The sequence below is a fragment of the Saccharothrix saharensis genome, assembly GCF_006716745.1.
Lineage (GTDB): Bacteria > Actinomycetota > Actinomycetes > Mycobacteriales > Pseudonocardiaceae > Actinosynnema > Actinosynnema saharense.
In genome coordinates, this window is record NZ_VFPP01000001.1 from 1,096,186 (window position 1) to 1,122,270 (window position 26,085).

Genomic DNA, 26,085 nt, shown 5'->3' on the forward strand with positions numbered 1-26,085 from the left:
GTGCCTGGGGGGAGGCGAGTGCCTCACCGCTGGTCTTCATCGAGCACTCCTTCGGTTCAAGGCAGGGTCCACCGCTGGTTGGTGCCGCCGTGGCAGCTCCAGATGATCAACTGCGTGCCGTCGGCCGAGCTGCCGCCGTTGGCGTCCAGGCACTTGCCCGACTGCGGGTTCACCAGCGACCCGTTCGCGCCCGCCGTCCAGTTCTGGCCGGCGCCGCCGTTGCACGTCCACAGCCGGACGACCGCGCCGTTGCCGGTACCGGCGGCGTCGAGGCACTTGTCCAGCGCGCGCAGGGTCGACCCGTTCACCGTCCACCGCTGGTTCGCCCCGCCGTTGCAGCTCCACAGCTGGACGCGCGCGCCGTCGGCCGAACTGCCGCCGCTGACGTCCACGCACTTGCCCGAGGCGGCGAGGATCGGCCCGGTGCGCGGTGTCGTGCCGCCCAACTCCTTGATGCGGATGTTGCGGAACGACACGTCGTCGCCGGTGCCGTGGTTCTGGATGCCGACGTGCCCGGACACCAGGGACCGCGCCGGGTCGGTGTTGGTGAAGTCGTTCACCCGCACGCCGTTGAGGAACACCTGGAGGCGCTCGCCCTCGACCAGCAGCTCGAAGGTGTTCCACTCGCCGGGCGGGTTCAGCGCGGCGTCCCGGGCGGCCTGGTCGGCGCCCTTGACCCCGTAGATCGCGCCGGTGGTCCGGTCCGCGGTGTCGGTCGCGTCGATCTGCACCTCGTAGCCGTTGCTCATCGCCGAGTTCGGGTCGGAGCTCGGCGGGAAGCCCACGAACACGCCGGAGTTGTCGTCACCGGGCATCCGCCAGTCGAGCTTGAGCGAGTACGAGCGGAACTCCCGGGCGCTGTGCCAGAGCAGCCCCTGACCGTCGAACGAGGTCAGGGTGCCGTCGCTGTTGGTGAAGCCGCCCGGCCCGGCCTGCGACCAGCCGGTGGTGGAGCCGTTGTAGAGCGACGTGTAGCCGGTCTCGGGCCGGCAGTCGGCCTTGGCGCGGTTCGCCGCGTACCGGATGCCGCCGAGGACCATCGCGCGGAACCCGGGCTCGGCGTAGCTCGCCTGCGTGTGGCCGCTGCCGGTGTAGAAGGAACGGCCCCCCTGCACGGTCTTGCACCAGGTGTGCGGGTGGTCCGCGCCCATCGAGCCGCCGCTGTAGGTCGACTCGTCCAGCGTGGCCAGCACCCGGGCCGAGGACCGGACGCTGCCGCGGAAGTTGTACCACTCGTCGGTCCGGGTCAAGGCCGGGGTCAGGTGCGCGGTGGCCGGGTGCGCCCGGTTCTCCACCCGGACCGTCGCCTGCTGGATGGCCGGGTGCGAGGTGAAGTACGTGCCGACCAGCTCGCCGTAGAACGGCCAGTCGTACTCGGTGTCCGACGCCGAGTGGATGCCGACGTACCCGCCGCCACCCCGGACGTAGGACTCGAACACCGTCTGCTGGGTCGCGTTGAGCACGTCCCCGGTGGTGTTGAGGAACACCACCGCCTCGTACTTGGCCAGGTTGGTGGCGGTGAAGTGGGCCGAGTCCTCGGTCGTGGTGACCGTGAAGCTGTTGGCCGCGCCCAGGTCCCGGATCAGTTGGGTGCCGGCCGGGATCGAGTCGTGGCGGAAGCCCGCGGTCTTGGAGAACACCAGCACGTCGTACGGCGCGTCGGCCGCGACGGCCGGCGGGCTGGAGGTGAGCGCGGCGACGGTCAGGGCGGCAACGGCCGCACCGAGCACGCGTCGCGTCGACGAACGCCTCATCTTGGACCCTCCTAACGCGGTGAGCGGGGCAGGGTTCATCACGGCAGGGTCCAGCGCTGGTTGGCGCCGCCGTGGCAGCTCCAGACGATCAACTGCGTGCCGTCCGCCGTGCTGCCGCCGTTGGCGTCCAGGCACTTGCCCGACTGCGGGTTCACCAGCGACCCGTTCGCGCCCGCCGTCCAGTTCTGGCCGGCGCCGCCGTTGCACGTCCACAGCCGGACCTGGGCACCGTCGGCCGTGCCGGACGCGTCCAGGCACTTGTCCAGCGCCCGCAGGGTCGACCCGCTCAGCGTCCAACGCTGGTTCGCGCCGCTGTTGCACGTCCACAGCTGCACCTTCGCGCCGTCGGCCGAGCTGCCGCCGTTGACGTCCACGCACTTGCCCGAGGAACCGACGATCGGCCCGGACCCGGTGCCCGTGGACGAGCCGAACGTGTAGGAGTCCACGTCGAAGAGCGTGCCCGTGCCGCCGGCGAACGTGAGGTACAGCGTCACGGTCCCGGTCGGCACGTTGGACAGGGACGTGGACACGTCGGTGAACGTCTCCCAGCCGCCGGTCACCGGCACGGTCACCGTGCCGAGCACCGGTCCGGTGGGCGAGCCGGTGCGCACCGACAGCGTGCCGCCCGAGCCGGCCGACGACACCCGTGCGGTGAACCGGGTGGTCCCGCCCAGCGCGTACGGCTGGAACGCGATCCAGTCGCCGTTCTGGATGTCGCCGACGGTTCGACCGCCCTCGGCGGCGGCCTTGTCGTACAGGCCGGTGCCGGACTGGGTCGAGTAGTGCTCGGCCTGGCGGTGCCGCAGTTGCAGCACGTGCTGCGTGTGCGTGGTCACCGGCGGCTGGCCGTTCGCGCCCGAGTCGGTGTACTCGGCGTCGAACACCGCGAACAGGTTCGCCGCCGTGTCGTGCTCGCCGTCCACCGGGATCTGCAGGGTGCCCGAACAGCCGGTCTGCGTGGTGATCGGGTGCCCGTGGCTGTCGTGGCCGAGCACGTAGCTCAGCTTCACCCTGGTGCAGTCGATCGTGCCGTCCTCCGCGTCCGACGCGGTGATGGTGTACGGCACGGCGTCGCCGAAGCTGAACAGGGCACCGTTGGCCGGCGAGTCGATCCGGACCACCGGCGCGGTGTTGCCGACCGAGATCGACACCGTGGCGGCGCCGGAGCGGCCGCCGCTGTCGGTCACCGTGAGGGTGACCTGGTACTGGCCGTTGGCGGTGTAGGTGTGGCTCGGGTTGGCGGCCGTGGACGTCGTGCCGTCACCGAAGTTCCACGAGTAGCTCAACGCGCTGCCCTCGGGGTCCGAGGAACCGGCCGACGAGAAGTTCACCGTCAGCGGCGCGGCGCCCGAGGTGCGGTCGGCGGCGGCGCGGGCGGTCGGCGCCTTGTTCCCGGCCGGGTTGTACTCGATCCGGTAGAGCGCGGAGCTGGCGTCGCCGCTGCCCCAGCCGGTGCCGTAGTCCAGCACGTACAGCGCGCCGTCCGGGCCGAAGGTGGCGTCCATGACCTGCGTGCCGCGCCACGGGAAGTCGTTGACCTGGCCGGCCGACCCGTCGGCGTTGACGTCGATGGTCTTGATCCAGCGCCGGCCGAACTCGGTGGCGAACACGTGCCCGTCCAACGCGGCCGGGAACTTGACCGACGACGGGTTGGCCGCGTCGTACCGGTAGACCGGGGCGGCCATGGGCGACTCCGAGCCGCAGCCGAACGCGGCGAACGAGCAGTTGTCGTACTTGATCCACGCCGGCTTCGCGGCGGGCAGGGTGCCCAGGCCGGTGTTGCGCGGCGAGTTGTTGACCGGGGCGGCGCAGTTGAACCGGCTCCCGGACGGGCCGGACGGGAACGTGTAGTCGACGTAGGCCTCGGCCGTGGTGTTCGAGCCGACGCAGTACGGCCACCCGAAGTTGCCCGCCGCGGTGATCCGGTTGAACTCCACCAGGCCGGCGGGACCGCGCGTGGTGCTGCTCGTGCCCGCGTCCGGCCCGTACTCGCCCAGGTAGATGGCGCCGGTCGCCTTGTCCACGTTGAAGCGGAACGGGTTGCGCAGGCCCATGGCGTAGATCTCCGGCCGGGTGTTCGGCGTGCCGGGTGCGAACAGGTTGCCGGCCGGGATCGAGTACGACCCGTCGGCGTTCACCTTGATCCGCAGCACCTTGCCGCGCAGGTCGTTGGTGTTGCCGGCGCTGCGCTGCGCGTCGTAGGTGGGGTTGCGGTTGGTCCGCTCGTCGATCGGGGTGTAGCCGCCGGAGTCGAACGGGTTGGAGTCGTCACCGGTGGACAGGTACAGGTTGCCCGCCGCGTCGAAGTCGATGTCACCGCCGACGTGGCAGCACATGCCCCGGTCGGTCGCCACCTCCAGCACGGTGACCTGGCTGCCCATGTTGAGCGTGTAGTCGGCGTTCAGGGTGAACCGGGCGAGCCGGTTGACGCCCTTCCACGCGGAGAAGTCCGACCCGGTGGCCGGCGCGTCGCCGCCCGGTGTGTTCAGCGGCGGCGCGTAGAACAGGTAGATGAACCGGTTGGTGGCGAAGCCGGGGTCCACTCCGATGCCCTGGAGTCCTTCTTCGTCGTGCGTGTAGACCGGCACGGTGCCGATCACGCTCGTGACACCGGCCGCGGTGGTGCGGCGCAGCGTCCCGTTGCGGGCGGTGTGCAGCACCGAGCGGTCCGGTAGCACGGCGAGCGTCATCGGCTCACCCACCTCGCCGACCCCCCGGGCCAGCTCGACCTGCTGGAAGTCGGCGGGGTTGACCGCGTGCGCGGCGGCGGGCGACGAGGAGCCGAGCACCGTCGCCACCACGCCGGCGGCAACGAGGAGGGCGGCACTCGCCACCGCTCTGACCCGGTGCCCCAGGGCCGGCCCGCGCCCGCGCGCCGCACTGTCCTCAGCAGACACAGCCCAGCGTGTTCTTCGCATCGGGAAATCCCCTCGTCTTCGTTGACGGGTGTCGGCCGGGCTGCCGCACTGGGCGGATTCCACCGGAACCTTCCCGCACCGTAGCCACCGACGACCGAGAGCGTCAACGGCGTCCTTTGCTAAACTTGTTAGCGCTAACTTGTGATTCAGTCTCGCTCAACCGGGCATTTGGCGTGCTAAAACCACTATCAGTCGAACGCCATTCGACAACATCGTCCGGTACGGGCTTTCGCTGTTATCGCTAACAGCATTCGGGCGACGACCGTTGACGACACCGTTCGGCGGTGGCTACGTTGCCCCGAGGGCTTCGGTCGAGCGGGCGGACGCCGTGACCCGGCTCGTGGCCGAACGGCCACTGAGGACAGTCCGGTTCCCCGCTCCCGATCGCGCCACCGTCCGCTTTGGAGGGTCCAGCATGACGGAACTGCCACGTAGGCGACTGATGCAGCTCGGCGCGGCGGGCGCCGGTGCCCTGCTCGCGCAGGGTGGTTGGACGGCGGTGGCCCGTGCCGGGTCGACCGCGCCGCCGGAGGTGCGCGCGGTCGACGACCTGGCGCTGTGGTACGACCAGCAGGCCGGCTCGGAGTGGCTCCGCGCGCTGCCGGTCGGCAACGGCCGCCTCGGCGCGATGGTCTTCGGCAACGTCGACACCGAGCGGTTGCAGCTCAACGAGGACACGGTCTGGGCGGGCGGGCCGCACGACTACACCAACACGCAGGGCGCGAGCGCCCTGGCCGAGATCAGGCGGCTGGTGTTCGCGAACCGGTGGACGGAGGCGCAGGCCCTCATCGACCGGGCGATGCTGGGCAGTCCGGCCGCCCAGCTCGCCTACCAGACCGTCGGCGACCTCAGGCTCGTGTTCCCGGCGGCGAACGGGCTGTCGGGCTACCAGCGGTGGCTCGACCTGACCACCGCCACGACGGCGGTGACGTACGTGGCGAACAACGTGCGGCACCGGCGCGAGGTGATCGCCAGTGCGCCCGACCAGGTGATCGCCGTGCGCCTGACGGCCGAGACGCCGGGCTCCATCTCGTTCACCGCGTCGTTCAGCACGCCGCAGCGGGCCACGGCGTCGAGCCCGGACGGCACGACCATCGGGTTGGACGGCCGGTCCGGCGACCACCGCGGCATCGCGGGGTCGGTCCGGTTCCTGGTCCTGGCCAAGGCGATCGCCGAGGGCGGCACGACCAGCAGCTCCGGGGGCACGCTCCGGGTGGCCAACGCCACCAGCGTGACGCTGCTGATCTCGATCGGCACCAGCTACGTCGACTACCGCAACGTGAGCGGCGACTACCAGGCCATCGCCCGCGGGCGGCTCAACGGCGCGCAGGGCACCCCGTACGACGTGCTGCGCACCCGGCACGTGGCCGACTACCGGAACCTGTTCGCGCGGACCACGATCGACCTGGGCCGCACCGCGGCGGCGGACCAGCCGACCGACGTCCGGATCGCCCGCCACGGCACGACCGTCGACCCGCAGTTCTCGGCCCTGCTCTTCCAGTACGGCCGGTACCTGCTGATCTCGTCGTCCCGGCCGGGCACCCAGCCGGCCAACCTCCAGGGCATCTGGAACGACCAGCTCACCCCGGCGTGGGACTCGAAGTACACCCTCAACGCGAACCTGCCGATGAACTACTGGCCGACCGACTCGACGAACCTCGCCGAGTGCTACGAACCGGTGTTCCGCATGATCACCGACCTCACCACGACGGGCGCCCGCACCGCGCGGGCCCAGTACGGTGCCGGCGGCTGGGTCACCCACCACAACACCGACGGGTGGCGGGGCTCCTCGGTCGTGGACGGCGCGCTGTGGGGCATGTGGCAGACCGGCGGTGCGTGGCTCGCCACCATGATCTGGGACCACTACCTGTTCACCGGGGACGTGGACTTCCTGCGCACCTACTACCCCGCGCTGAAGGGCTCGGCCCAGTTCTTCCTCGACACCCTGGTGGAGGAGCCGACGCTGAAGTGGCTGGTCACCAACCCGTCGAACTCCCCCGAGCTGCCGCACCACGCGAACGCCAGCGTCTGCGCGGGCCCCACGATGGACATGCAGATCCTGCGCGACCTGTTCGAGGGCTGCGCCCGCGCCTCGGAGGTGCTCGGCGTCGACGCCGACTTCCGCAGCCGCGTCCGCGCGACGGCGCAGCGGCTCGCGCCGACGCGGGTCGGCTCCCGCGGGAACATCATGGAGTGGCTCTACGACTGGGTCGAGACCGAGCCGAACCACCGGCACGTGTCGCACCTGTACGGCCTGCACCCCGGCAACGAGATCACCAAGCGCGGCACGCCGCAGCTGTTCGAGGCGGCCCGGCGGACCCTGCAGCTGCGCGGCGACGCCGGCACCGGGTGGTCCCTGGCCTGGAAGATCAACTTCTGGGCCAGGTTGGAGGAGGGCGGCCGGGCGCACGACCTGATCCGCTCGCTGGTGACGCCCGAGCGGCTCGCGCCGAACATGTTCGACCTGCACCCGCCGTTCCAGATCGACGGCAACTTCGGCGCGACCTCCGGCATCGCGGAGATGCTGCTGCACAGCCACAACGGCGAGCTGCACCTGCTGCCCGCGCTGCCGCCGGCGTGGCCCACCGGCGAGGTCGACGGCCTGCGTGGCCGCGGCGGGTACACGGTGGGCGCCGCGTGGAGCGGCGGCTGGGCCACGGAGCTCACCGTCACCCCGGACCGCGACGGCGAGGTCCGGGTCCGCAACCGGGTGTTCGCCGGGACCTACGAGCTGCGTGACGTGACCAGCGGTGCCCTGGTCCAGCCGGAGCGGGTGGAACCGGACCTGATCAGGTTCACCGGGCAGGCCCGCCACACCTACCGCGTGACCTCCCAGGGTCGGCCGCCGCTGGTCGAGCCCGGCGTGGACTACCACCTCGTCGCGCAGCACAGCGGCAAGCGGGCCGACGTCAACGCCGCCTCGACCGCGGCCGGCGCGCTCCTGGTCCAGTGGCCCGCCACGACCGGCCTCAACCAGCGGTTCGACTTCCTGCCGACCGGCGACCACTACCGCGTCCGGGCCCGGCACAGCGGCCTGGTGCTCCAGGTCTCGGGCACCGCCACCGGCGCGGACATCACCCAGCAGCGTGACGCCGGGACGCCGAACCAGCTGTGGCGGCTGGTCGACCACGGCGGCGGGGTGGTGAGCCTGGTCAACCAGCAGAGCGGCCTGGCGATGGACGTGTGGTCGGCCTCGACGGCCGACGGCGCCCGCATCTCCCAGTGGACCGTCACCGGCAGCGCCAACCAGCGCTTCCTGCTCCAGCGCGCCTGACGGGAGAGGCACCGGCCGAGAGGAGGCACGCCGACTCGACTCAGCCACAACGGGAACCGGATGAGTATGACTCATTCCCGCGTGGCCGGCCCACACGCCCCTGACGTGCGGGCCGGCCACCTCGCCGTGCGCTCGACACCGTCCGCGTCGGCAGCGGTAGGCTGGGCGGGCAGCGGAGAGCCGTCGTGCTCTTCAGGCGACCCGTCACTAAGGAGCGGCGTTGACGGATGGCGCACTCGTGCCGGACAGCCCGGACGGGCGGTCGGACACCACCCCGGCGCCCGGTCCGTACCGACCGGGCTACGAGCTCGTCGCGGAGCAGATCCTCCAGCTGATCGCCGAGTTCGAGCTGCGCCCCGGCGACCGGATGCCGACCGAGAACGAGCTGGCCGCGCGGATGGGCACCAGCCGCACGGTCGTGCGGGAAGCCGTCAAGATCCTCTCCGCGATCGGGCGGGTGCGGGCGCACAAGGGGCGCGGCCTCTACGTGGCCGACGACGAGGGCATGCTCGGGTCGTCCCGGTGGGGCGGGTTCTTCCTGCCGACCAACCTCGACCACGTCTACATGCTCTTCGAGTTCCGCCGCGTCCAGGAGACCGCGGCCAGCCGACTGGCCGCGACCCACGCCACCCCCGCCGAGCTGCGCGCCATCGGCGCCGCCGCCGAGACCTGCCGCCAGGGCCACCTGACCGGTCAGCCCGCCCTGTTCGCCCGCGGCGACGAGGACTTCCACCTCGCCGTCGCCGAGGCGTCCCACAACCAGTTCCTCGTCGCCTCCGTGCGCGAAGCCCGCCGCCTGCAGCACCAGTCCAGCACCATCGCGTTGCACGGCACCATCGGCGGGCACGCGTCCGAGGCGGTCGAGGAGCACCTGGCGATCTACCACGCGATCCGCGACGGGGACGCCGACGCCGCCGCGGCCGCCGCCGGCGTCCACATCGACAACACGCTGCTCGACTACCGCCGCGAGATCCAGCGCCGCCTCTTCGGCTGACCCGCCGGCGCCCGGCCCCGGGGACCCGCGTCCCCGTCGGTGGCCGCCCCGCACCACGACGGTGCCCGCACCCCCCTGTCGGTGACAGTCGGGAGCGCCGGCACGATGCCGTGATCTGGACTCGTTCGGCGGATGTGTGCTACAAATCGCAGCGGCTCCACGAACGGGTGTATGACACAGCCGCAGGGCCAGTGCCGGCGCTTCCCGCCGCACCGGCCTCCCCGGGCAACCCGGCCCGCGCAGGACGCGCACACCGGTCCGGTGACACCACCGGACGTCTCCGCACTCCCCCACGCACGCCGCCGCCGCCGCGTAATCCAGCCAGTCGCCTGCAAGCCCCGAAGGAGTGGCAAATGCGACACAGATTCGCGCGCCTGCTGTCGATCTTAGGTTGCGCGCTGGTGGTGATGGGTCTGGCCGCCGCGCCGGCGCCCGCGCACCCGGAAGGGTTCCACGTCCTGCTGTTCAGCAAGACCGCCTCCGGGGCTTACCGGCACGACTCGATCCCGGCCGGGATCACGATGTTCGAGCAGTTGGCCGCCCAGAACGAGTGGGAGCTGACCAAGAGCGAGGACTCGTCGATCTTCAACGACGCCGCGCTCGCCACGTTCGACGTGGTCGTCATGCTCCAGACCTCCGGCATGGTGTGGGACAACGACGCCCAGCGCGCCGCGGCGCAGAAGTACATGCGCGGCGGTGGCGGTTTCGTCGCCATCCACAACGCCACGGACATGAACGTGGAGCAGCAGTTCCCGTGGTGGGACCAGATGCTCGGCGCGACCATGACCCAGCACTCGGCCACCGTGACCGGCACCGCCAAGGTCGCCGACCGCAAGCACCCGTCCGGCACCGCGCTGCCGGACCGCTGGACGCGCACCGAGGAGTGGTACAACTTCACCCGCTCGGTCCGGGGCAACGCGCACGTGCTGGTGACCGCGGACGAGACGACGTACGACCCCGGTTCGAGCCGGATGGGCTACGACCACCCGATCTCGTGGTGCCGCAACTTCGAGGGCGGCCGGCTGTGGGCCACCGCCATGGGCCACCAGGCGTCCAGCTACTCCGAGCCGTTGTTCCGCGAGCACGTCAAGGGCGGTGTCGAGTCGGCGGGCGGCAAGGTGCAGGCCGACTGCGGGCCCACGGTGTGGAGCAGCTTCGAGAAGGTGGCGCTGGACGACAACACCGTGGGTCCGGCGGAGTTGGACGTCGCGAAGGACGGCCGCGTGTTCTACGCCGAGTACGGCGGCAAGGTGAAGGTCTACAAGCCCGACACCCGCACCACGGTCACCGCGGCCACCCTCAGCGTCTACACCGGCGGTGAGGACGGCCTGACCGGGCTCGCCCTCGACCCGAACTTCGCCACCACGAAGTGGATCTACCTGATGTACTCCCCGGCGGGCGGCGGCGAGGACATCGCCCGGGTCTCCCGGTTCACCGTCAACGGTGACGCGCTGGACCTGTCCAGCGAACGGGTGCTGATGAAGGTGCCGTCGTCGCGGCAGGCGCCGGAACCCGGCCACACGGGCGGGTACATCGCGTTCGGCCCGAACGGCAACCTCTACATCGGCACCGGTGACGACGTCCAGCCGCACCGCTCCGACGGCTACGCGCCGATCGACGAGCGCCCGGGTTGGGCGAGCAACGACGTCCAGGCCACCGCCGCCAACACCAACGACCTGCGCGGCAAGATCCTGCGCATCCACCCGGAGGCCAACGGCACCTACACCATCCCGGCGGGCAACATGTTCGCGCCGGGCACCGCCCGGACCAGGCCCGAGATCTACGCGATGGGCTTCCGCAACCCGTTCCGGTTCTCCGTGCACCCGACCACGGGCGTGGTCTACGCGGCCGACTACGGCCCGGACGCGGCCAACGACAACGCCAACCGCGGGCCCGGCGGGATCGTGGAGTGGAACGTCATCACGTCGCCCGGCTTCTACGGCTGGCCCTACTGCATCGGCGACAACATCCCGTTCAACGACTACAACTTCGCCACCGGCCAGTCGGGCTCGAAGTTCAACTGCGACCGGCCGGTGAACAACTCGCCGAACAACACCGGCCTGACCGAGTTGCCCGCCGCGCGCAAGGCCGAGGTGTGGTACGGCAACGGCGCGAACGGCAACAAGTTCCCGGAGATGGGCAGCCCGTCCGGCGGCGAGGCGCCCGGCGCGTTCCCGGTCTACCAGTACGACGCGAACAACCCGTCGCCCACCAAGTTCCCGACCTACTTCGACCAGACGCCGTTCTTCGGCGAGTGGTCGCGCAACCGGATGTGGGAGTTCCGGGTCGGTCAGGACGGGAAGCTGTTGAAGATCAACGACTTCCTGCCGAACCTGAGCTTCAAGTCACCGCTGGACATGAAGTTCGGCCCGGACGGCTCCATGTACCTGCTGGAGTGGGGTTCGGGGTACGGCCGGGACAACCCGGACTCCGGGCTGTACCGCATCGACTACCGCAGCGGTGACCGCAGTCCGATCGCGACCGCGACGGGCACGCCCACCTCGGGCTCCTCGCCCCTGTCGGTGCGGTTCTCCAGCGCCGGCTCCGGCGACCCCGAGGGCGGGCCGGTGACCTACCGATGGGAGTTCGGCGACGGCGGCACGTCCACCGAGGCCAACCCCACGCACACCTACACGGCGCGGGGGCAGTTCAACGCCAAGCTCACCGTCACCGACGTGGGTGGCAAGTCCGGCGTGGCGAGCGTGATCGTGACCTCGGGCAACACCGCACCGACGGTCAACCTGAGCATCCCGGACGGCGGCATGTTCGGCTGGGGTGACTCGATCCCGTACACCGTCGCGGTCACCGACCCCGAGGACGGCACGGTCGACTGCTCCCGGGTGACCACCACCCCGGCGCTGGGTCACGACCAGCACGGGCACGACCTGGCCCCGATCCCCGGCTGCTCGGGCACGCTGAAGGCCGAGACCGACAGCGCGCACGCCAACCTGAACTCGTTCTGGGTGGCGGCGAGCCGGTACACCGACAACGGGGCGTCCGGCGTGCCCGCCCTGGAAGGCAGCCGCAAGGTCCTGCTGCAACCCAAGCGCAAGCAGCTCGAGTACTTCACCGGCTCCTCCGGCGTGCGGGTCGTGTCCCAGTCCGGGGCGGAGTCCGGCGGGCGGGTCGGCGACATCGGCAACAACGACTGGATCTCGTTCACGCCGTACCACTTCACCGGCATCAGCCAGGTGTCGCTCCGGCTGTCGTCGCCCAGCGGCGGCGGGTCGGTCGAACTGCGCGCCGGTTCGCCGACGGGGGCGCTGATCGCCACGGTCCCGGTCCCGAGCACGGGCGGCTGGGACAACTACGCGAGCACGCCCGCGGTGAACGTCACCAACCCGGGTGGCACCACCGAGCTGTTCCTGGTGTTCAAGACCGGCTCGGCCAACTCCTTCGACGTCGACTCGATGACGTTCACCGGAGCCGGGGTCGGCACTCCGGGCACCGGGGGTGGCACCGGCCGCATCGTCGGCGTCGGCGGCAAGTGCGTCGACGTCAACGGCAGCAGCACCGCCGACGGGGCGAAGGTCCAGCTGTGGACGTGCAACGGCGGCGCCAACCAGACGTGGACGCGCACCGGGCAGGCGCTCCAGGCCCTCGGCAAGTGCCTGACCGTCAACGGCGGCAGCACCGCCGACGGCGCGCTGGTGCAGCTGTGGAGCTGCAACGGCTCGGCGGCGCAGAACTGGTCGCCGCAGTCGGACGGCTCGCTGCGCAACAACGGCAAGTGCCTGGACGCCACCGGCGGCAGCTCGGCCGACGGCACTCAGCTGATCCTCTGGACCTGCAACGGCGGCGCGAACCAGCGGTGGACGCTGCCCTGACCGAGTGGTCCGCGGCCCCGGCGCGTGCCGGGGCCGCGGACCGCCCCACCGCTTGCCGAAGAGGAGCGTCATGGGCAGGAGCACGCAGGTCGGGCGCGCGCGGTCGGGCAAGCCCGTCGCGCCGCGTCCGCGTTGGGCGTCGGTCACCGCGTTGGTGACGACGTTCGCGCTCGGGTTCGCGGTCGCGTTCGTGACCGGCTCGTGGACGTCGGGGCCGGACGCGACGCAGCGCCGGATCGCCGAGCTGCAGCAGGACGAGGCGCGGCGTGACGTCGAGCAGGTGGGTGCGTTGATCGAGCTCGCCAGGGGCGGCCGGGAACGCCTGACACCGGTGCTGGAGGCGATGGCGGCGCGGACCACGCCCACGGTCGACGACGTGCGCGGTTGGCGCGAGGTGGTGTCCGCGGAGGTCCAGCGGTACGCGGAGACGCCGTCCGCCGGCAACGGGGTGAACGTGGCTCGCACCGGGCTGCGGACCGCCGTCGAGCAGCTCGCCGCCGCCGTCGACGGTTTCGCCGCCGCCGTCACCGCGTCCCCGCCGCTGGCGGACGAGCTGCTCGGGCTGGCCGGCGCGCAGCGCACGCTGGCGCTGCGCACCTGGTCGGTCGCCGCGCTCCAACTGGACGTGATCAGCATCGACGCCGGGAAGGGGCACGTGCACGTCTACCTGCCCGCCGGACCGGACGCCGGGGCGATCCCCGCCGACTCGGCCCCGGAGGGCAGCGGGTGACCCACACCCTCACCACCACACAGAACGGAAGCACACCCGTGTCAAAGGACAACCGCCTGCACCGGGTCTGGACGTCGATCGGCGCGGCCGCCGTGCTGCTCCTGGCCGGCACCGACGTCGCCCGCGCCGAACCCGCGCCACCACCGGACACCGTCACCACCGCGACCGCCGGCTGCGGCAAGGCGCCGACCCTGCGCAGCGGCACGCACACCATCCAGAGCGGCGGCAAGAGCCGCAGCTTCATCCTGAGCGTCCCCGACAACTACGACAACACCTACCAGCACCGGCTGGTCTTCGGGTTCCACTGGTGGGGCGGCACCATGAACGACGTCGCCTCGGGCGGGACCGACGGCGACGTCTACGCCCACTACGGGCTCCGGCGGCTGGCGAACAACACCGCGATCTTCGTCGCGCCCCAGGGCATCGGCAACGGCTGGGCCAACTCGGGCGGCGAGGACGTCACGTTCGTCGACGACATGATGCGGCGGATCGAGGACGACCTGTGCGTCGACCCGGCGCAGCGCTTCGCCCTGGGCTTCAGCTACGGCGGGGCGATGAGCTACGCGCTGGCGTGCGCGCGGGCGACGTCGTTCCGCGCGGTGGCGGTCATCGGCGCGCCGCGGGAGCTGAGCGGGTGCAGCGGCGGCACCCAGCCGATCGCCTACATGGGCATCCACGGCATCTCGGACAACATCACCTCCGGGCGGGCGTTGCGGGACCGGTTCGTCCGGAACAACGGCTGCACCGCGCAGAACCCGCCCGAGCCGGCGGCGGGCAGCGCCACGCACATCAGCACCGCCTACGCGGGGTGCCGTTCCGGGTACCCGGTGGTCTGGGCCCCGTTCGACGGCGGGCACCAGCAGGGGCCGGTGGACGGGTGCGCGGGGTGCGAGAGCGGTGCCCGGAGCTGGGTGAAGTCGGAGGTGTGGAAGTTCTTCACCGGTGAGCAGGCACCGGTGCCGACCACGTTCCGGCTGCGGGGCGAGGCCAGCGGCCGGTGCCTGGACGTCAACGGGGCCAACTCGGCCAACGGCACGCCGATGATCGTCTGGGACTGCAACACCGGCGCCAACCAGCTCTTCAGCCAGAACGGCAAGGCCCTCCAGGTGCTGGGCAAGTGCCTCGACGTGCCGGCCAACGCGGCCGCCGGCACGCGGGTGCGGATCTGGGACTGCCAGGGCGGCGCGAACCAGCAGTGGAACCTCAACGGCAACGGCACGATCAGCAACGCCCAGAGCGGGCTGTGCCTCGACGTCACCGGCGCCGGTACCGCCAACGGCACCGCGGTGGTCGTGTGGACCTGCCACGCGGGCGGCAACCAGCGCTGGACCCGCGCCTAGAGCCGGCGGCCGGCAGGGGCCGCCGCCGATCGGCGTCCCGGTCACCCCTCGTGGCCGGGACGCCGACGGCACGGGTCAGGGCTGCTCCGGGTCGTCGAGCGGGCCGTGCTCGAACCAGTCGAACCAGGCCGTGCCCTCGGTGGCGTACATGCCGATCACCCGGCCCGTGAAGCCGGTGGCGACCTCCGTGGACAGGTACCTGCCGTCCAGCTCGACCAGCGGCTCGGGGTCGTCGCCGACGTGGAACGCGAGGTAGTCCGGCGCGGCGACGTGCAGGCCCGGCGCCTCCCGCGACCACTTGCGGGCCGAACGGGTGGTGATCGCGAGCGTCACCGGGCCGGGAGGCACGGCGCGGGTGGCGACGCTCTGGCGCAGCGGGCCGATGCGGGCGATGACGTCCGCCCGCCCGTCGGCCACCTCCAGGTCGTAGTGGTGCCCCTCGTCCAGGCGCACCGACAACCCGGCCCGGCCGGGACCGTGGTCCAGCAGCACGGCGGTCCGGCTCTCGACGTGCTGCTGGCGTCGGCCGAGGAACGTGCAGCCCGGTCGGTCCAGCGTCGACCCGGTGGCGTGCAGGGCGAGCCACCCCGGCCGTTCGGTCAGCGACCACGAGCCGTCCGCGCGCGACCGCGGCGAGATCCACCGGGGGTCGAGGTCCACGGCGTCGAAGTCGTCCCGCTCCGGCGACGCCTCCCCCGGCCGGGCGCCGGCCGGCGCTCGTTCCCGCAGGTTGACCGGACCCACGCGGGGCCAGCCGTCCTCCCACCGCACGGGTGTGAGGAACGTTTCCCGGCCGAGCACGTGGAACTTGGGGCTGTACCCGACCGGACGCGTCGCGAGCAGCACCATCCACCACTCGCCGTCCGGGGTGGTGACCAGGTCGGCGTGACCGGTGCTCTGGATCGGCTGGTCCGTGCTGCGGTGCGACAGGATCGGGTTGGCCGGAGCCGGTTCCCAGGGGCCGCGCGGCGAGCGGGCACGCGCCATGGCCACGGTGTGGCCGCGTTCGGTGCCGCCCTCGGCGATCATCAGGTACCACCACTCGCCGATGCGGTACAGGTGCGGTGCCTCCGGCCACTGCAACCCGGTGCCCTCCCACGCCGGCACCGGCCCTTCCAGCACCTTCCCGGCCTCGGGGTCGATGCGGGCGACCTGCACGCCGGAGAAGCTGGGCCCGTGGGCCCCGGCGAACGCGCACCAGCAGTTCCCGTCCTCGTCCCACGCCAGGTCGGGGTCGATACCGGGCAGGTCGATCCACACGGGGTCCGACCACGGACCCTCGGGCCGTTCGGCGGTGACGATGAAGTTGCCGCCGTGCGACACGTTCGTGGTGATCATCCAGAAGCGGCCGTCGTGGTGCCGGATCGTCGGGGCGTAGATGCCGTCGGACGCCATCGCGTCGGCCGGCAGCGGGAGCTGCGACGGGCGGTCCAGGACGTTGCCGATCTGCCGCCAGTGCACCAGGTCGCGGCTGTGGAAGAGCGGCACGCCCGGGAAGTACTCGAAGCTGGAGCACACCAGGTAGTAGTCCTCGCCCACCCGGCACACGCTCGGGTCCGGGTGGAAGCCGGGGAGCACGGGGTTGTCGTAGTGCGACACCGCGGGCTTCGGTGGAGTCATCGTTTCCCTTGTTGTGCGAGGGCCTCAGCCCTTGAAAGCGCCTTCGAGGATCCCGGCGACCATGCGGCGGCCCACCAGGACGAACAGCACGACGAGCGGGATCGTGGCCAGGAACGAGCCGGACATGGCCAGGCCGAGGTCGACGTCGTAGCTGTTCTGCAGCGCTTTGATGGCGATCTGCGCGGTGTAGCGCTCGGGTGACTTGAGCACGATGAACGGCCACAGGAAGTCGTTCCACGCGGTGACGAACCCGAACAGGCCCAGCACGAACGCGGCCGGCCGCACGATCGGGAACGCGATGCGCCAGAACACCTGCCCGGTGCTCGCGCCGTCGATCCGGGCGGCCTGCATCAACTCGTCGCTGATCGTGGCCGAGATGTGCTGCCGCATCCAGAAGATGCCGAACGCGCTGGCCAGGCCGGGCACGATCAGCGCCTGCAGGGTGTCGACCCAGCCCAGCTCGGACATGATCATGTACTGCGGGATCACCGAGAGCTGCGTGGGCACGGTCATGGTCAGCACGACGATCACGAACAGGGCGTTGCGGCCGCGGAAGCGCAGCTTGGCGAAGGCGAACCCGGCCAGCGCGCACAGCACCGCCTGACCGACGCCGATCGCGGTCGCCACCACGAGGCTGTTCAGCAACGACTGCACGAACGGCACCGTCTCCAGGACCAGGCCGACGAGGTGGAAGAAGTTGCCGCCGGGCACGATCTCCGGCGGCATCTTGGTCGCGGTCGCGGTGTCGGTGGTGGCGACGATGAACATCCAGTACAACGGGAACAGGCACGCGGCGGTCGCCGCGCACAGCAGCAGGTAGGTCCACCAGCGGACTCGTCCGGGTTGGCGGCCTCGCGGCGCGGTGCTCGTCATCGGTCCGCCTTGATCCGGGTGGACAGCACGTAGTTGATCGCGGCGATCACCACGACCATGGCGAACAGCGCCACGCCGATCGCCGAGCCGTAGCCGAACTCGAACTGCCCGAAGCCCTGTTCGTACAGGAACAGCGTCAACGTCTGGCACTGCCGCACCGCGCCGCACGTCAACGGCGCGCCGGAGGCGATCAGCAGCGGTTCGGTGAAGATCTGGAGGCCGCCGATGGTGGACGTCACCACGGTGAAGATGATCACCGGTCGCAGCGAGGGGACGGTGATGTGCCGGAAGCGCTGCCACGGTCCCGCGCCGTCGATGGCCGCGGCCTCGAACACCGACCGCGGCACCGCCTGCAAGGACGCCAGGTAGAGCAGCGTGGTGTAACCGAACCACCGCCACGTCACCATCGTCGCGATGAGCAGGTGGCTGCCCCAGGTCGACTGGACGAAGTCGATCGGCTCGATCCCGACCAGCCCCAGCAACCAGTTGAGCAGCCCGTAGTCGCGGTCGAACAGCTGCGCGAACACGATCGCCGTGGCCGCCACCGAGGTGATGTACGGGACGAGGACCGACATCCGGAAGAACAGCGCGAACCGCAGCCGGGCGTGGTTGAGCACGTGCGCCAGCACCAGCGCCAGCAGCAGTTGCGGGACGGTCGACAGCGCCCAGATGCTCACGGTGTTGCCGGCGGCGTTCCAGAACCGGGGATCGGCGAACATCCGGGTGAAGTTGTCCGCCCCGATGAACACCTGGTCCCCGATCGGGTTCCAGTCGAACAGTGCTACGTAGAACGTGAAGGCGAACGGGAACAGGCCGAACACCCCGAAGATGACGAAGAACGGGGCGACGTACGCGTACGGGGCCAGGCGCTCCCCCAACCCCCGGGCCTTCGGTTCGGCCGGGGGCGGGAGAGCGGCTGACGGTGCCGGGGTGAGCGTGGCGGTCACGGTGCTCACTCGCCGATGGCGGTTTTGATGTTGCGCACGGCGTCGTCCCAGGCCGTGGCAGGGTCACCGCCGCTCTGCTCGACGTTGGTGATCGCGTTGAGGAACTCCTGGCCGATCGCGGCGCTGTCCGGACCGATGTAGAACGGCTTGAGCCCCAGGAGCGAGTCGGTGTAGATCGTGCCGGTCGGCGCGTCGGAGAAGAACGGGTCCTTGGCGTCGGTGAGCTTGGCGTCCTGGTAGACCGACGGCGTGGAGGGCAGCGCCCCGACCCGGGAGAAGTGCTCCAGCTGGCCCTGCGGCGACTGCATCTCCTTGATGTAGTTCCAGGCGGCCTGGGGGTTCTTCGCGCGCTTGGGGATGGCCAGGTAGCTGCCGCCCCAGTTGCCGGAGGCGCCGGGGATCTTCGCGATGTCCCACTTGCCCTTGGTGTCGGGTGCGGTGCTGCGGATGGAGTTGAGCATCCACGAAGGCGCGGACACGGCGGCGTACGTCCCCTGGGCCATGCCGGCGCTCCACGCGCTCTCGAACGAGGACTGCCCGGCGGTGATCCCGGCGGTGGCCGCCTTGATGCCGAGGTCGAACGCCGCCTTCACCTGCGGGTTGGTGCTGTAGACCAGCTTGCGGTCGGCGCTGTAGTACTTCTCCGACACCTGGTTGACCGCCTGGTAGAACACGCTGGTCGCCGCGTTGTCGGTGAACGCCTTGCCGGTGGCCGCCTTGTAGCGCTTACCTGTCTCGATGAACGCGTCCCACGTCGGCCACAACGCGCTGACCGCCTCGCGGTCCGTCGGCAGCCCGGCGGCGGCGAACAGGTCGGTCCGGTACGCCACGGCCATGCCGCCCACGTCGGTGGGGACGCCGAGCACCTCGCCGCCCTTGGCGACGCTCTGCTCCCACACCCAGTCCAGGTAGTCGCCCTTGATGTCGTCGGCGCCCAGCGTCCGCAGGTCCACGAAGTTCTGCGGCTGCTCGACGAACTGCGGCAGGTTGTCGCCCTGGATCAGCACCAGGTCCGGCACCTTCCCGCCGGCCAGCGCCGTGGTCAGCGACTGGGCCGTCTCGGTGGAGGTGCCGACCTCGGTCAGCTTGATCTGGATGTCCGGGTGCTTCGCCTGGTAGGCGTCCACGGTCAGCTTCTGGTTGATGGCGGAGAACGACCAGAACTCGAACGACTTGCCGTCCCCTTCCCCACCGCCTCCCGTGCCGGGTGTGCAGGCAGCGAGCAAGGCCAGGACCGCGGTGGCGCAGAGCAGGGGCAGGCGAAGTGACACGACGCTTCTCCAAGGTTGTGCGAGGACAGGAGGCTTCCGCCGCCGAACGGCCGGCCGGTGCGTGTCGGCGAGTGCGGGAACCCGGGTAGCGCGCCCGACGAACCGCCGAGCCGAAAGTTTCGATCCAAACTCCGATTGTTAGCGCTCACGACAGTAAGCTGTGTCACAACCTTCGTCAAGAACGGTTGCACTACGGGGGTTCGTCCCTGGAGAAGCACGTCGGTCGTCGGTTCATCACCCCACTCTGTGAGCGCGAACTTTCGAAAGTTGCCGACCGAACAAAGCCGGATCCCGCGCTCGGCTACGCGGTGAACTGCCACCAGTTGACGTTGAACAGGTAGCCGCTGCCGCCGGTGAACCTCAAGTACAGGTCCCGGGTGCCCGACGTGCCGCTGATCGGGCACGAGACCGTGGTCCAGCTCTGCCAGCCACCGGTGGCGGACACCCCGCAGCGACCCACGACCGCGCCGCTCGGGCTGTCCAGCCGGACCTCGACCGTGCCGCCGGCACCGGCCGACGCCACCCGTGCGCTGAAGGACCGGGCACCCGAACCGAACGCGACGCCCTTGACCTTGACGTGGTCACCGTTCTCGAGCCAGCCGATGTTCATGCCGCCCTCACTGGACGGTTCGGTCTCGATGCCGGAGCCCCAGGCGATGGTCTCGGCCTCCTGGCGCACGTAGGGGTTGAGCGCGCCCGCCTGCGGTGCGCCGCCCGTCGTCATGTTGATCGTCGGGATGGTGCCGTCGGCGTTGTAGCTGAACCGCTCCACCGCCACGGACCGGGTGAAACCGCCGCCTCCGGGCAGTGCCCCGTTGTGGTAGAAGAAGTAGGAGCCGCCCTTGAAGTCCACGATCCCCGCGTGGTTGGTGAAGGCGCTGCCCTGGGTGGGCATGACGGTGCCGCGGTAGGTCCAGGGTCCGGTCGGGGTCGGCGCGGTCGAGTAGGCGATGAACTCCGAGCAGCACTTCGCCGCGAACACGTTGTAGTACAGGCCGTTGCGCTTGTAGACCCACGGCCCTTCCTCGTAGAGCGTCGGCCGGTTGGCGTCGCCGGTCCGGGTGCCGAAGCCCGCCGTGGTGAGCGGGATGCGGGTGGGGCTGCCCGAGAACGACGTCATGTCGGCGTTGAGCCGCACGTACCAGAGGTTCGGGTTGCCCCAGTACAGGTAGGCCTGGCCGTCGTCGTCGATGAAGACGGTGGGGTCGATCTCACCGTTCTCCAGCAGGGGGCGGCCGATCGCGTCGCGGAACGGGCCGGTGGGGCTGTCCGCCACGGCCACGCCGATCGCCATGCGGCCGGTGGCCCGGTTGACCACGGGCACGTACCAGTAGAACTTGCCGTTGCGGTGGATCGCCTGCCCGGCCCACGCGTCCTTGCTCGCCCAGGAGAACGTGCCCACGTTCATCGGCGAGCCGTGATCGGTCCAGTTCACCATGTCGTCGGAGGACCAGACCCGCCACTCCTTCATCGTGAACCAGGTCGAGCCGTCCTCGTCGTGCCCGGTGTAGAGGTACACCCGTCCGTTGTGGACCAGCGGCGCCGGGTCGGCGGTGTAGATGTGCTGCACGATGGGGTTGTCGGCCCTGGCCACCGCCGGTGCGAGCGCGAGGGCGCAGAGGATCGCGGTGAGCAGCGCGGCTGCCCGGCGCGGGAGGACTGACGAACGGGCCTTCAACGGAACCTCCGGGGAGATCGGGCAGCACGCCTGAGCGGAACCGTCTTGACGTCCGCCTCATGCAACTACGACTCGCGGTCCCCGGTCAAAGCTAAAGTTGTGAGCGCTAACTTTAGCTCACCGCTGATTCGACCGGTCCTCATTGCGGGAAATAGCCCGCAACCGACGACCCGAACCGACGAATTGCTCCGTTCAGCCCCTTGAACGCCGCGTCACCGTCGCATCGTCTTGTGAGCGTGAACAGAAGCTCGGCGGTCGGCTCACCCGGACGGTGCGCGCGACGACCTGACCGACCCACCGACCCGGACGGACATCGGCACGCGGTGCACGACCGGACCGGCCTTGGCCCGCGCGGGCCGCTCCGAGGCCGCGAAGAGGACCTCGACCGCCTTCGCGCCCAGTTCGTGGTGCGGAAGGGCGACGGTGGTGAGGCGCGGTCGGACCCAGGAGGCGATCGGGTGGTCGTCGAAGGAGACCACGGAGACGTCATCCGGCACGGACAACGCCGCCTCCGCGAGCGCCTGGTAGGCGCCGAGGGCGAGTCGGTCGTTCAGGCAGAGCAAGGCCTGCGGGCGGTGGTGGCGCAGGATCTCCCGAGTGGTGTCGTAACCGTCCTCCGGCATCCACTTCGGGCACTGGTGCGCGCTCACCGGCTGGACACCCGCGCCGGCGAACACCTCGTGCATGCCGATGAGCCGTTCGCGGGCGGCGATGCTGTTCGGCGGGACGTCGCCGAGGCGGGGACCGGCGCCGACCACGTGCAGGCCGTCGCGGTGGCCCGCGTCGACGAGCACCCGCGCGGCGGCGCGACCGGCTTCCACCTCGTCGGGGAGCACGGACGGCAAGGTCGAGCGCCCCACCGGCAGGGCGTTGAGGAGGACGGCCGGGCCGTCGTCCAGGCCGTCGGGCAGGACGACCCGGCGGGTGTACATCGCCGCGAAGACGATGCCGTCGACCTGGCGGTCGTGCATGGCTTCGACCAGGGCGCGCTCCACATCGGGATCACCGCCGCTCTCCCCGGCGAACAGCATGAACCCGCGGCGGTGGGCGGCCTCCATCGCGCCCCGGATCATGTTCCCGGCCAGCAGCGAACTCGCCACGGTGTCGGACACGAACCCGATCGTGCGGGTGCGCCCCGTCCGCAGGCCGACCGACAGGGTGTTGCGCCGGTACCCCAACTCCTGCGCGGTCGACCGCACCCTGCGCTCCACCTCTTCGGAGATGCGCAGGTCCCGGCCGCGGCCGGACAGCACGAGCGACACGGTGGTGGTCGAGACACCGGCCGCCTTCGCCACGTCGGCCAGCGTGATGCGTCGCCGTCCCACCCCGTCCTCCGTCCTCATAGGACCGCGCGTGCTTGACACCCGGGCGCGCCGTCCCGAAACTCCGGGAGGCTAACACGTTTTAGCTCGCCCGAGGGAGATCACGTTGTCCCGTGCTCGACGAGTCCGCGCGCTCACCGCGACCGCGCTGGCGGCCGCGGTCCTGGCCGGGTGCGCGCCGCCCGGCGACGTCCGCCCGGCCGCTTCCGGCCCGGCGGCGACCGCGGTCTCCGATCCGGGTTGCGGCAGCTCGCCGGTCGTCCTGCGGGCCCGTCTCGAAACCGGTTTCCCCCTGGCGAAGGCGCTCACCGAGGAGTTCACCCGGCAGCACCCGCACGTGACGTGGGACGTGCGGGAGGAGCAGTTCGCGGTGCTGACGCAGAACGCGCCGCGCCTGCTGGCCGACAACCCGCCGGACCTGGCGCGCCTGCCGCAGGTGTCCGACCTGGCGGCCGACGGCCTGCTGCGCGACCTGGACGGCTACGCGGCGTGGTTCGGCTGGGACGACTGGCCGGCCGCGCAGCTGCGGCCGCTGCGCGTCGGTCCGGGAGGGCGACCGCGCGGCGAGGGCCCGCTGTTCGCGATGGGTTTCTCCACGAGCGTGACCGGTGTGTTCTACAACAAGGACCTCGCCGCCCGGATCGGGTTCCGCGAGCCGTCGACGTTGGCGGAGTGGGACGACGCCCTGGCACGGGCCAAGGACGCGGGCATCACGCCGCTGGCGGGGTTCAACGCGGGCGCGGTGGCCGGGCTGGCGTTCCCGCTCCAGAGCCTCATGGCCGCCCACGGCTCGCCGACCGCCGTCGATGCCTGGACCTACCAGCGGCCCGGGGCGAGGATCGACACCCCGGTCAACACCGAGGCCGCCCGGCACCTCCGGCGCTGGCTGCGCGCCGGGTACTTCGACGCCGACCTCAACGCCACCGACTACGCCCGGATGATCGACCGGTTCACCTCCGGCCAGGCGCTGTTCATGGTGAACGGCGATTGGGAGTCCGCGACGCTCGACCGGAGGATGCCGGGCCGGGTCGGCTTCTTCCTCGTGCCGCCCGTGCGGACCGGCGGGCCGAGGGCGGCGATGGCCGGTCCCCCGACCTTCGGCATCCCGGCGGGCGCGGCGCACCCGGACTGCGCGGCGTTCTTCCTCGACTGGGCGGTCACCGACCGGGTGGCGCGGGAGACCACCGTGCGGGTGGGCGGTGCCCTCCCCCTCGGTCCCGTCGACGCCCACCTGCCTCCCGTCGACCCAGGCTCGGCCACGGCCGCCACGCTGGCCGCCGCCACCAGGGTCGTCGCCGACGGCACGGGCATGGACTTCATCGCCAACGCCACCGGCGCCATCCTGGCCGAGAGCTGGACACCGGGTCTCCAAGAGCTGGCGGCGGGCGAGGTGGAGCCGGAGGACCTGCTGCGGCGGGTGCAGGCCGACTACACCGACCAGATCGGCCGGTGAGGCAGCCGTGCCGCGGCGGGTCGGCTGGGCGTTCGTGCTGCCCGCGCTGGCGGTCTACGCGCTGTTCGTGCTCGCGCCGCTGGCCTCGACGGTCCGGTACTCGCTGTACCGCTGGGACGGGGTCGGCCCGGCCACCTGGGTCGGCTGGGACAACTACCTCGCGGTGTTCCGCGACCCCGACCTGCACGGCGCGATCGGTCACGCGCTGGTGCTGGTCGTGCTCTTCACCGGGGTGCCGGTGCCGCTGGGCCTGCTGGCCGCCGCCCTGGTCCGCCGTGCCGCGCCGAGCGGGCCGGTGCGCCTCGTGCTGCTCCTGCCGCAGGCGGTACCGCTGGTGGCGGCCGGGATCGCGTGGAGCCTGCTGCTGTCGTCCACCGGCGCGGTGAACCGGCTGCTCGACGCGGTGGGGCTCGGTGCCCTGACCCGGGCGTGGCTGGGCGAGTCGTCCACGGCGTTGGCCGCGGTGGGGTTGATCGGGGCTTGGGCGCTGCTCGGCCTGTGCACCACGCTCGTGCTGGCCGGCGCGGAGCGCATCGACCCGGCGCTGTACGAGGCGGCGCGGCTGGACGGCGCGGGCCCCTGGCGGGAGTTCCGCGCGGTCACCCTGCCGGGCGTGCGACGCGAACTGGGCGTGTGCCTGGCGGTCACGGCGATCGCGGCCCTGGCGAGCTTCGACGTCGTGTACGCCACGACGCGGGGCGGACCCGGCGGCGCCACGTCCGTGCCGGGCCTGGAGGTGTTCTCCCTGGCCTTCGCGCAGCGCGAGGTGGGGCGGGCGTCGGCGCTGGCCGTCGTGCTCGTGGTGCTGGTCCTCGCGGTGGTGGCGCCCGTGCTGCGGCGGTCGCGGTGACCACCGGGCGGTTCGAGCGGATCGCGGGCAGGCTGGTGGTGCTCGTGCTGGTCACCGTCACGATCGTGCCGTTCGCCGACCTCTTCCTGACCGCGCTGCACCCGCCGGGGACGTACCCGCCGGGGTTCACCTGGCCGCGCGACCCGCACTGGTCCAACTTCGCGACGGCGTTCCGGGACGGCCGGGTGGGCGGGTCGCTGGCGTCGAGCGCGCTGGTGGTGCTCGGCGTGGTGCCGCTGACCCTGGCCCTGGCCGCACCCGCCGGCTACGCGCTCGGGCACCTGCGGTTCCCCGGGCACCGCGTGGTCTCCGGGCTGTACGCGGTGGGACTGGTGCTGCCGCTGGAGGCCATCGTCACGCCGCTGTACCACCAGGTCAGGGACCTGGGCCTGCTCGACACGCGCGGCGGGCTGGTGGCGGCGCTGGTCGCGGTGCACCTGCCGTTCGCGGTGCTCTGGTCGCGGGCGCACTTCGCGGGCGTGCCGCCGGAGCTGTCGGACAGCGCGCGCTCGGACGGCGCGGGGCCGTGGCAGGTGTTCCGGCGGGTGCACCTGCCCCTGGCCCGGCCCGCGCTGTCGTCCCTGGCGGTGCTGCTGCTGATCTGGACGTGGAACCACTTCCTGCTGGCGATCGTGCTGGTCGACGACCCGGCGCGACGCACGGCGGCGGGCGCGCTCGGCGCGTTCCAGGGACGCTGGGGCACCGACGTGCCGCTGCTGTGCGCGGGGTCGATCCTGCTCGTCACGCCCCTGCTGGTGGTGTTCGCGCTGCTGCACCGCCGGTTGTCCGCGGACGTGACGTCGACCGTCCGCCGTGCACCGACGCGCGGCCACCGCTCCGCACGTTAGCCGGCGCGACAATCCGCGGTCAACGCCTCCGCTACGGCTAAAAATGTTTGCGTTAACTTTAGCTGGACCAGCCATTTCAGCACTCCGCAGCCGGACGCGCGAAACATTTGCGTTACGTCTTGACCCAGCGTGTGTCATCGTTCACAGTCGGAAGGGCACGGCCGCACCCGCAGTGACGACTACGCGCCCCACCGCGATTCGATTTCGCACGGGCAGTGTGTCCCACAGATTGTTAGCGCTAACAATCGCCGGGACCGGAGTCGGGCGGCGGATGTCGACCGGTGCCCCCTGCCACCGCGGAAACCAAGACGCGCGGTGTTCTGATCCGTGAGGACACGTGATGAACCTTTCGACACGAGCGGCCATTCGGCCGACGCTCCGGCGTC

General features: G+C 71.3%; 16 protein-coding genes. 8 read left to right on the plus strand and 8 right to left on the minus strand.

Features of this window, described 5'->3' with window-relative positions; translation table 11 throughout:
- Positions 1–56: 56 nt before the first annotated feature.
- The gene (locus tag FHX81_RS04175) at positions 57–1,754 is read right to left on the minus strand and encodes a ThuA domain-containing protein (RefSeq protein WP_141975288.1); all 1,698 of its coding nucleotides are present in this window, start codon (positions 1,752–1,754) and stop codon (positions 57–59) included.
- A gap of 38 nt (positions 1,755–1,792) precedes the next feature.
- On the minus strand, positions 1,793–4,588 hold the full coding sequence (locus tag FHX81_RS04180; protein WP_211363369.1) for a PQQ-dependent sugar dehydrogenase: 2,796 nt from the start codon (positions 4,586–4,588) through the stop codon (positions 1,793–1,795).
- 499 nt (positions 4,589–5,087) lie between these two features.
- Here FHX81_RS04180 and FHX81_RS04185 point away from each other — a divergent pair, with 499 nt between their 5' ends.
- The 5 genes from FHX81_RS04185 (at position 5,088) to FHX81_RS04205 (ending at position 14,837) form a co-directional block, all read left to right on the plus strand.
- Positions 5,088–7,946: a glycosyl hydrolase family 95 catalytic domain-containing protein gene (locus tag FHX81_RS04185; protein WP_141975290.1), complete on the plus strand. Its 2,859-nt coding sequence runs from the start codon at positions 5,088–5,090 to the stop codon at positions 7,944–7,946.
- 220 nt (positions 7,947–8,166) lie between these two features.
- Positions 8,167–8,940, plus strand: coding sequence for a FadR/GntR family transcriptional regulator (locus FHX81_RS04190; protein WP_246107621.1), 774 nt, complete (start codon positions 8,167–8,169; stop codon positions 8,938–8,940).
- A gap of 353 nt (positions 8,941–9,293) precedes the next feature.
- Entirely contained in the window at positions 9,294–12,767 is a 3,474-nt protein-coding gene (locus FHX81_RS04195; protein WP_141975291.1) for a ThuA domain-containing protein, read from the plus strand.
- A gap of 70 nt (positions 12,768–12,837) precedes the next feature.
- Entirely contained in the window at positions 12,838–13,497 is a 660-nt protein-coding gene (locus FHX81_RS04200; protein WP_141975292.1) for a hypothetical protein, read from the plus strand.
- A 38-nt stretch (positions 13,498–13,535) separates the two neighbouring features.
- Positions 13,536–14,837, plus strand: coding sequence for an RICIN domain-containing protein (locus tag FHX81_RS04205; protein ID WP_141975293.1), 1,302 nt, complete (start codon positions 13,536–13,538; stop codon positions 14,835–14,837).
- A gap of 75 nt (positions 14,838–14,912) precedes the next feature.
- Here FHX81_RS04205 and FHX81_RS04210 read toward each other — a convergent pair whose 3' ends face one another.
- The 6 genes from FHX81_RS04210 to FHX81_RS04235 all read right to left on the minus strand — a co-directional run bounded on the left by FHX81_RS04210 (position 14,913) and on the right by FHX81_RS04235 (position 22,551).
- Positions 14,913–16,457: a glycoside hydrolase family 43 protein gene (locus tag FHX81_RS04210; protein WP_170231920.1), complete on the minus strand. Its 1,545-nt coding sequence runs from the start codon at positions 16,455–16,457 to the stop codon at positions 14,913–14,915.
- 24 nt (positions 16,458–16,481) lie between these two features.
- Positions 16,482–17,330: a carbohydrate ABC transporter permease gene (locus FHX81_RS04215; protein WP_141975294.1), complete on the minus strand. Its 849-nt coding sequence runs from the start codon at positions 17,328–17,330 to the stop codon at positions 16,482–16,484.
- Positions 17,327–18,286 carry a carbohydrate ABC transporter permease gene (locus FHX81_RS04220; RefSeq protein WP_246107622.1) on the minus strand — a complete coding sequence of 320 codons (960 nt, stop codon included), beginning with the start codon at positions 18,284–18,286 and terminating at the stop codon, positions 17,327–17,329. The genes FHX81_RS04215 and FHX81_RS04220 overlap by 4 nt, the downstream gene beginning before the upstream one ends.
- The gene (locus FHX81_RS04225) at positions 18,283–19,548 is read right to left on the minus strand and encodes an extracellular solute-binding protein (RefSeq protein ID WP_141975295.1); all 1,266 of its coding nucleotides are present in this window, start codon (positions 19,546–19,548) and stop codon (positions 18,283–18,285) included. The genes FHX81_RS04220 and FHX81_RS04225 overlap by 4 nt, the downstream gene beginning before the upstream one ends.
- 301 nt (positions 19,549–19,849) lie before the next feature.
- Positions 19,850–21,226, minus strand: coding sequence for a glycoside hydrolase family 43 protein (locus tag FHX81_RS04230; protein WP_170231921.1), 1,377 nt, complete (start codon positions 21,224–21,226; stop codon positions 19,850–19,852).
- 260 nt (positions 21,227–21,486) lie between these two features.
- A complete protein-coding gene (locus FHX81_RS04235) occupies positions 21,487–22,551 on the minus strand; it encodes a LacI family DNA-binding transcriptional regulator (RefSeq protein ID WP_211363370.1) in 1,065 nt (354 codons plus the stop codon).
- A gap of 103 nt (positions 22,552–22,654) precedes the next feature.
- Here FHX81_RS04235 and FHX81_RS04240 point away from each other — a divergent pair, with 103 nt between their 5' ends.
- The 3 genes from FHX81_RS04240 to FHX81_RS04250 are packed head-to-tail and all read left to right on the plus strand — an operon-like array spanning position 22,655 to position 25,699.
- Positions 22,655–24,001 (plus strand): ABC transporter substrate-binding protein, encoded by a 1,347-nt coding sequence (locus FHX81_RS04240; protein WP_211363371.1) that lies wholly within the window; start codon positions 22,655–22,657, stop codon positions 23,999–24,001.
- Positions 24,002–24,008: 7 nt separating this feature from the next.
- Positions 24,009–24,851 carry a carbohydrate ABC transporter permease gene (locus tag FHX81_RS04245; protein WP_141975297.1) on the plus strand — a complete coding sequence of 281 codons (843 nt, stop codon included), beginning with the start codon at positions 24,009–24,011 and terminating at the stop codon, positions 24,849–24,851.
- Positions 24,848–25,699, plus strand: coding sequence for a carbohydrate ABC transporter permease (locus FHX81_RS04250; protein WP_141975298.1), 852 nt, complete (start codon positions 24,848–24,850; stop codon positions 25,697–25,699). The genes FHX81_RS04245 and FHX81_RS04250 overlap by 4 nt, the downstream gene beginning before the upstream one ends.
- The last annotated feature ends 386 nt before the right edge of the window (positions 25,700–26,085 follow it).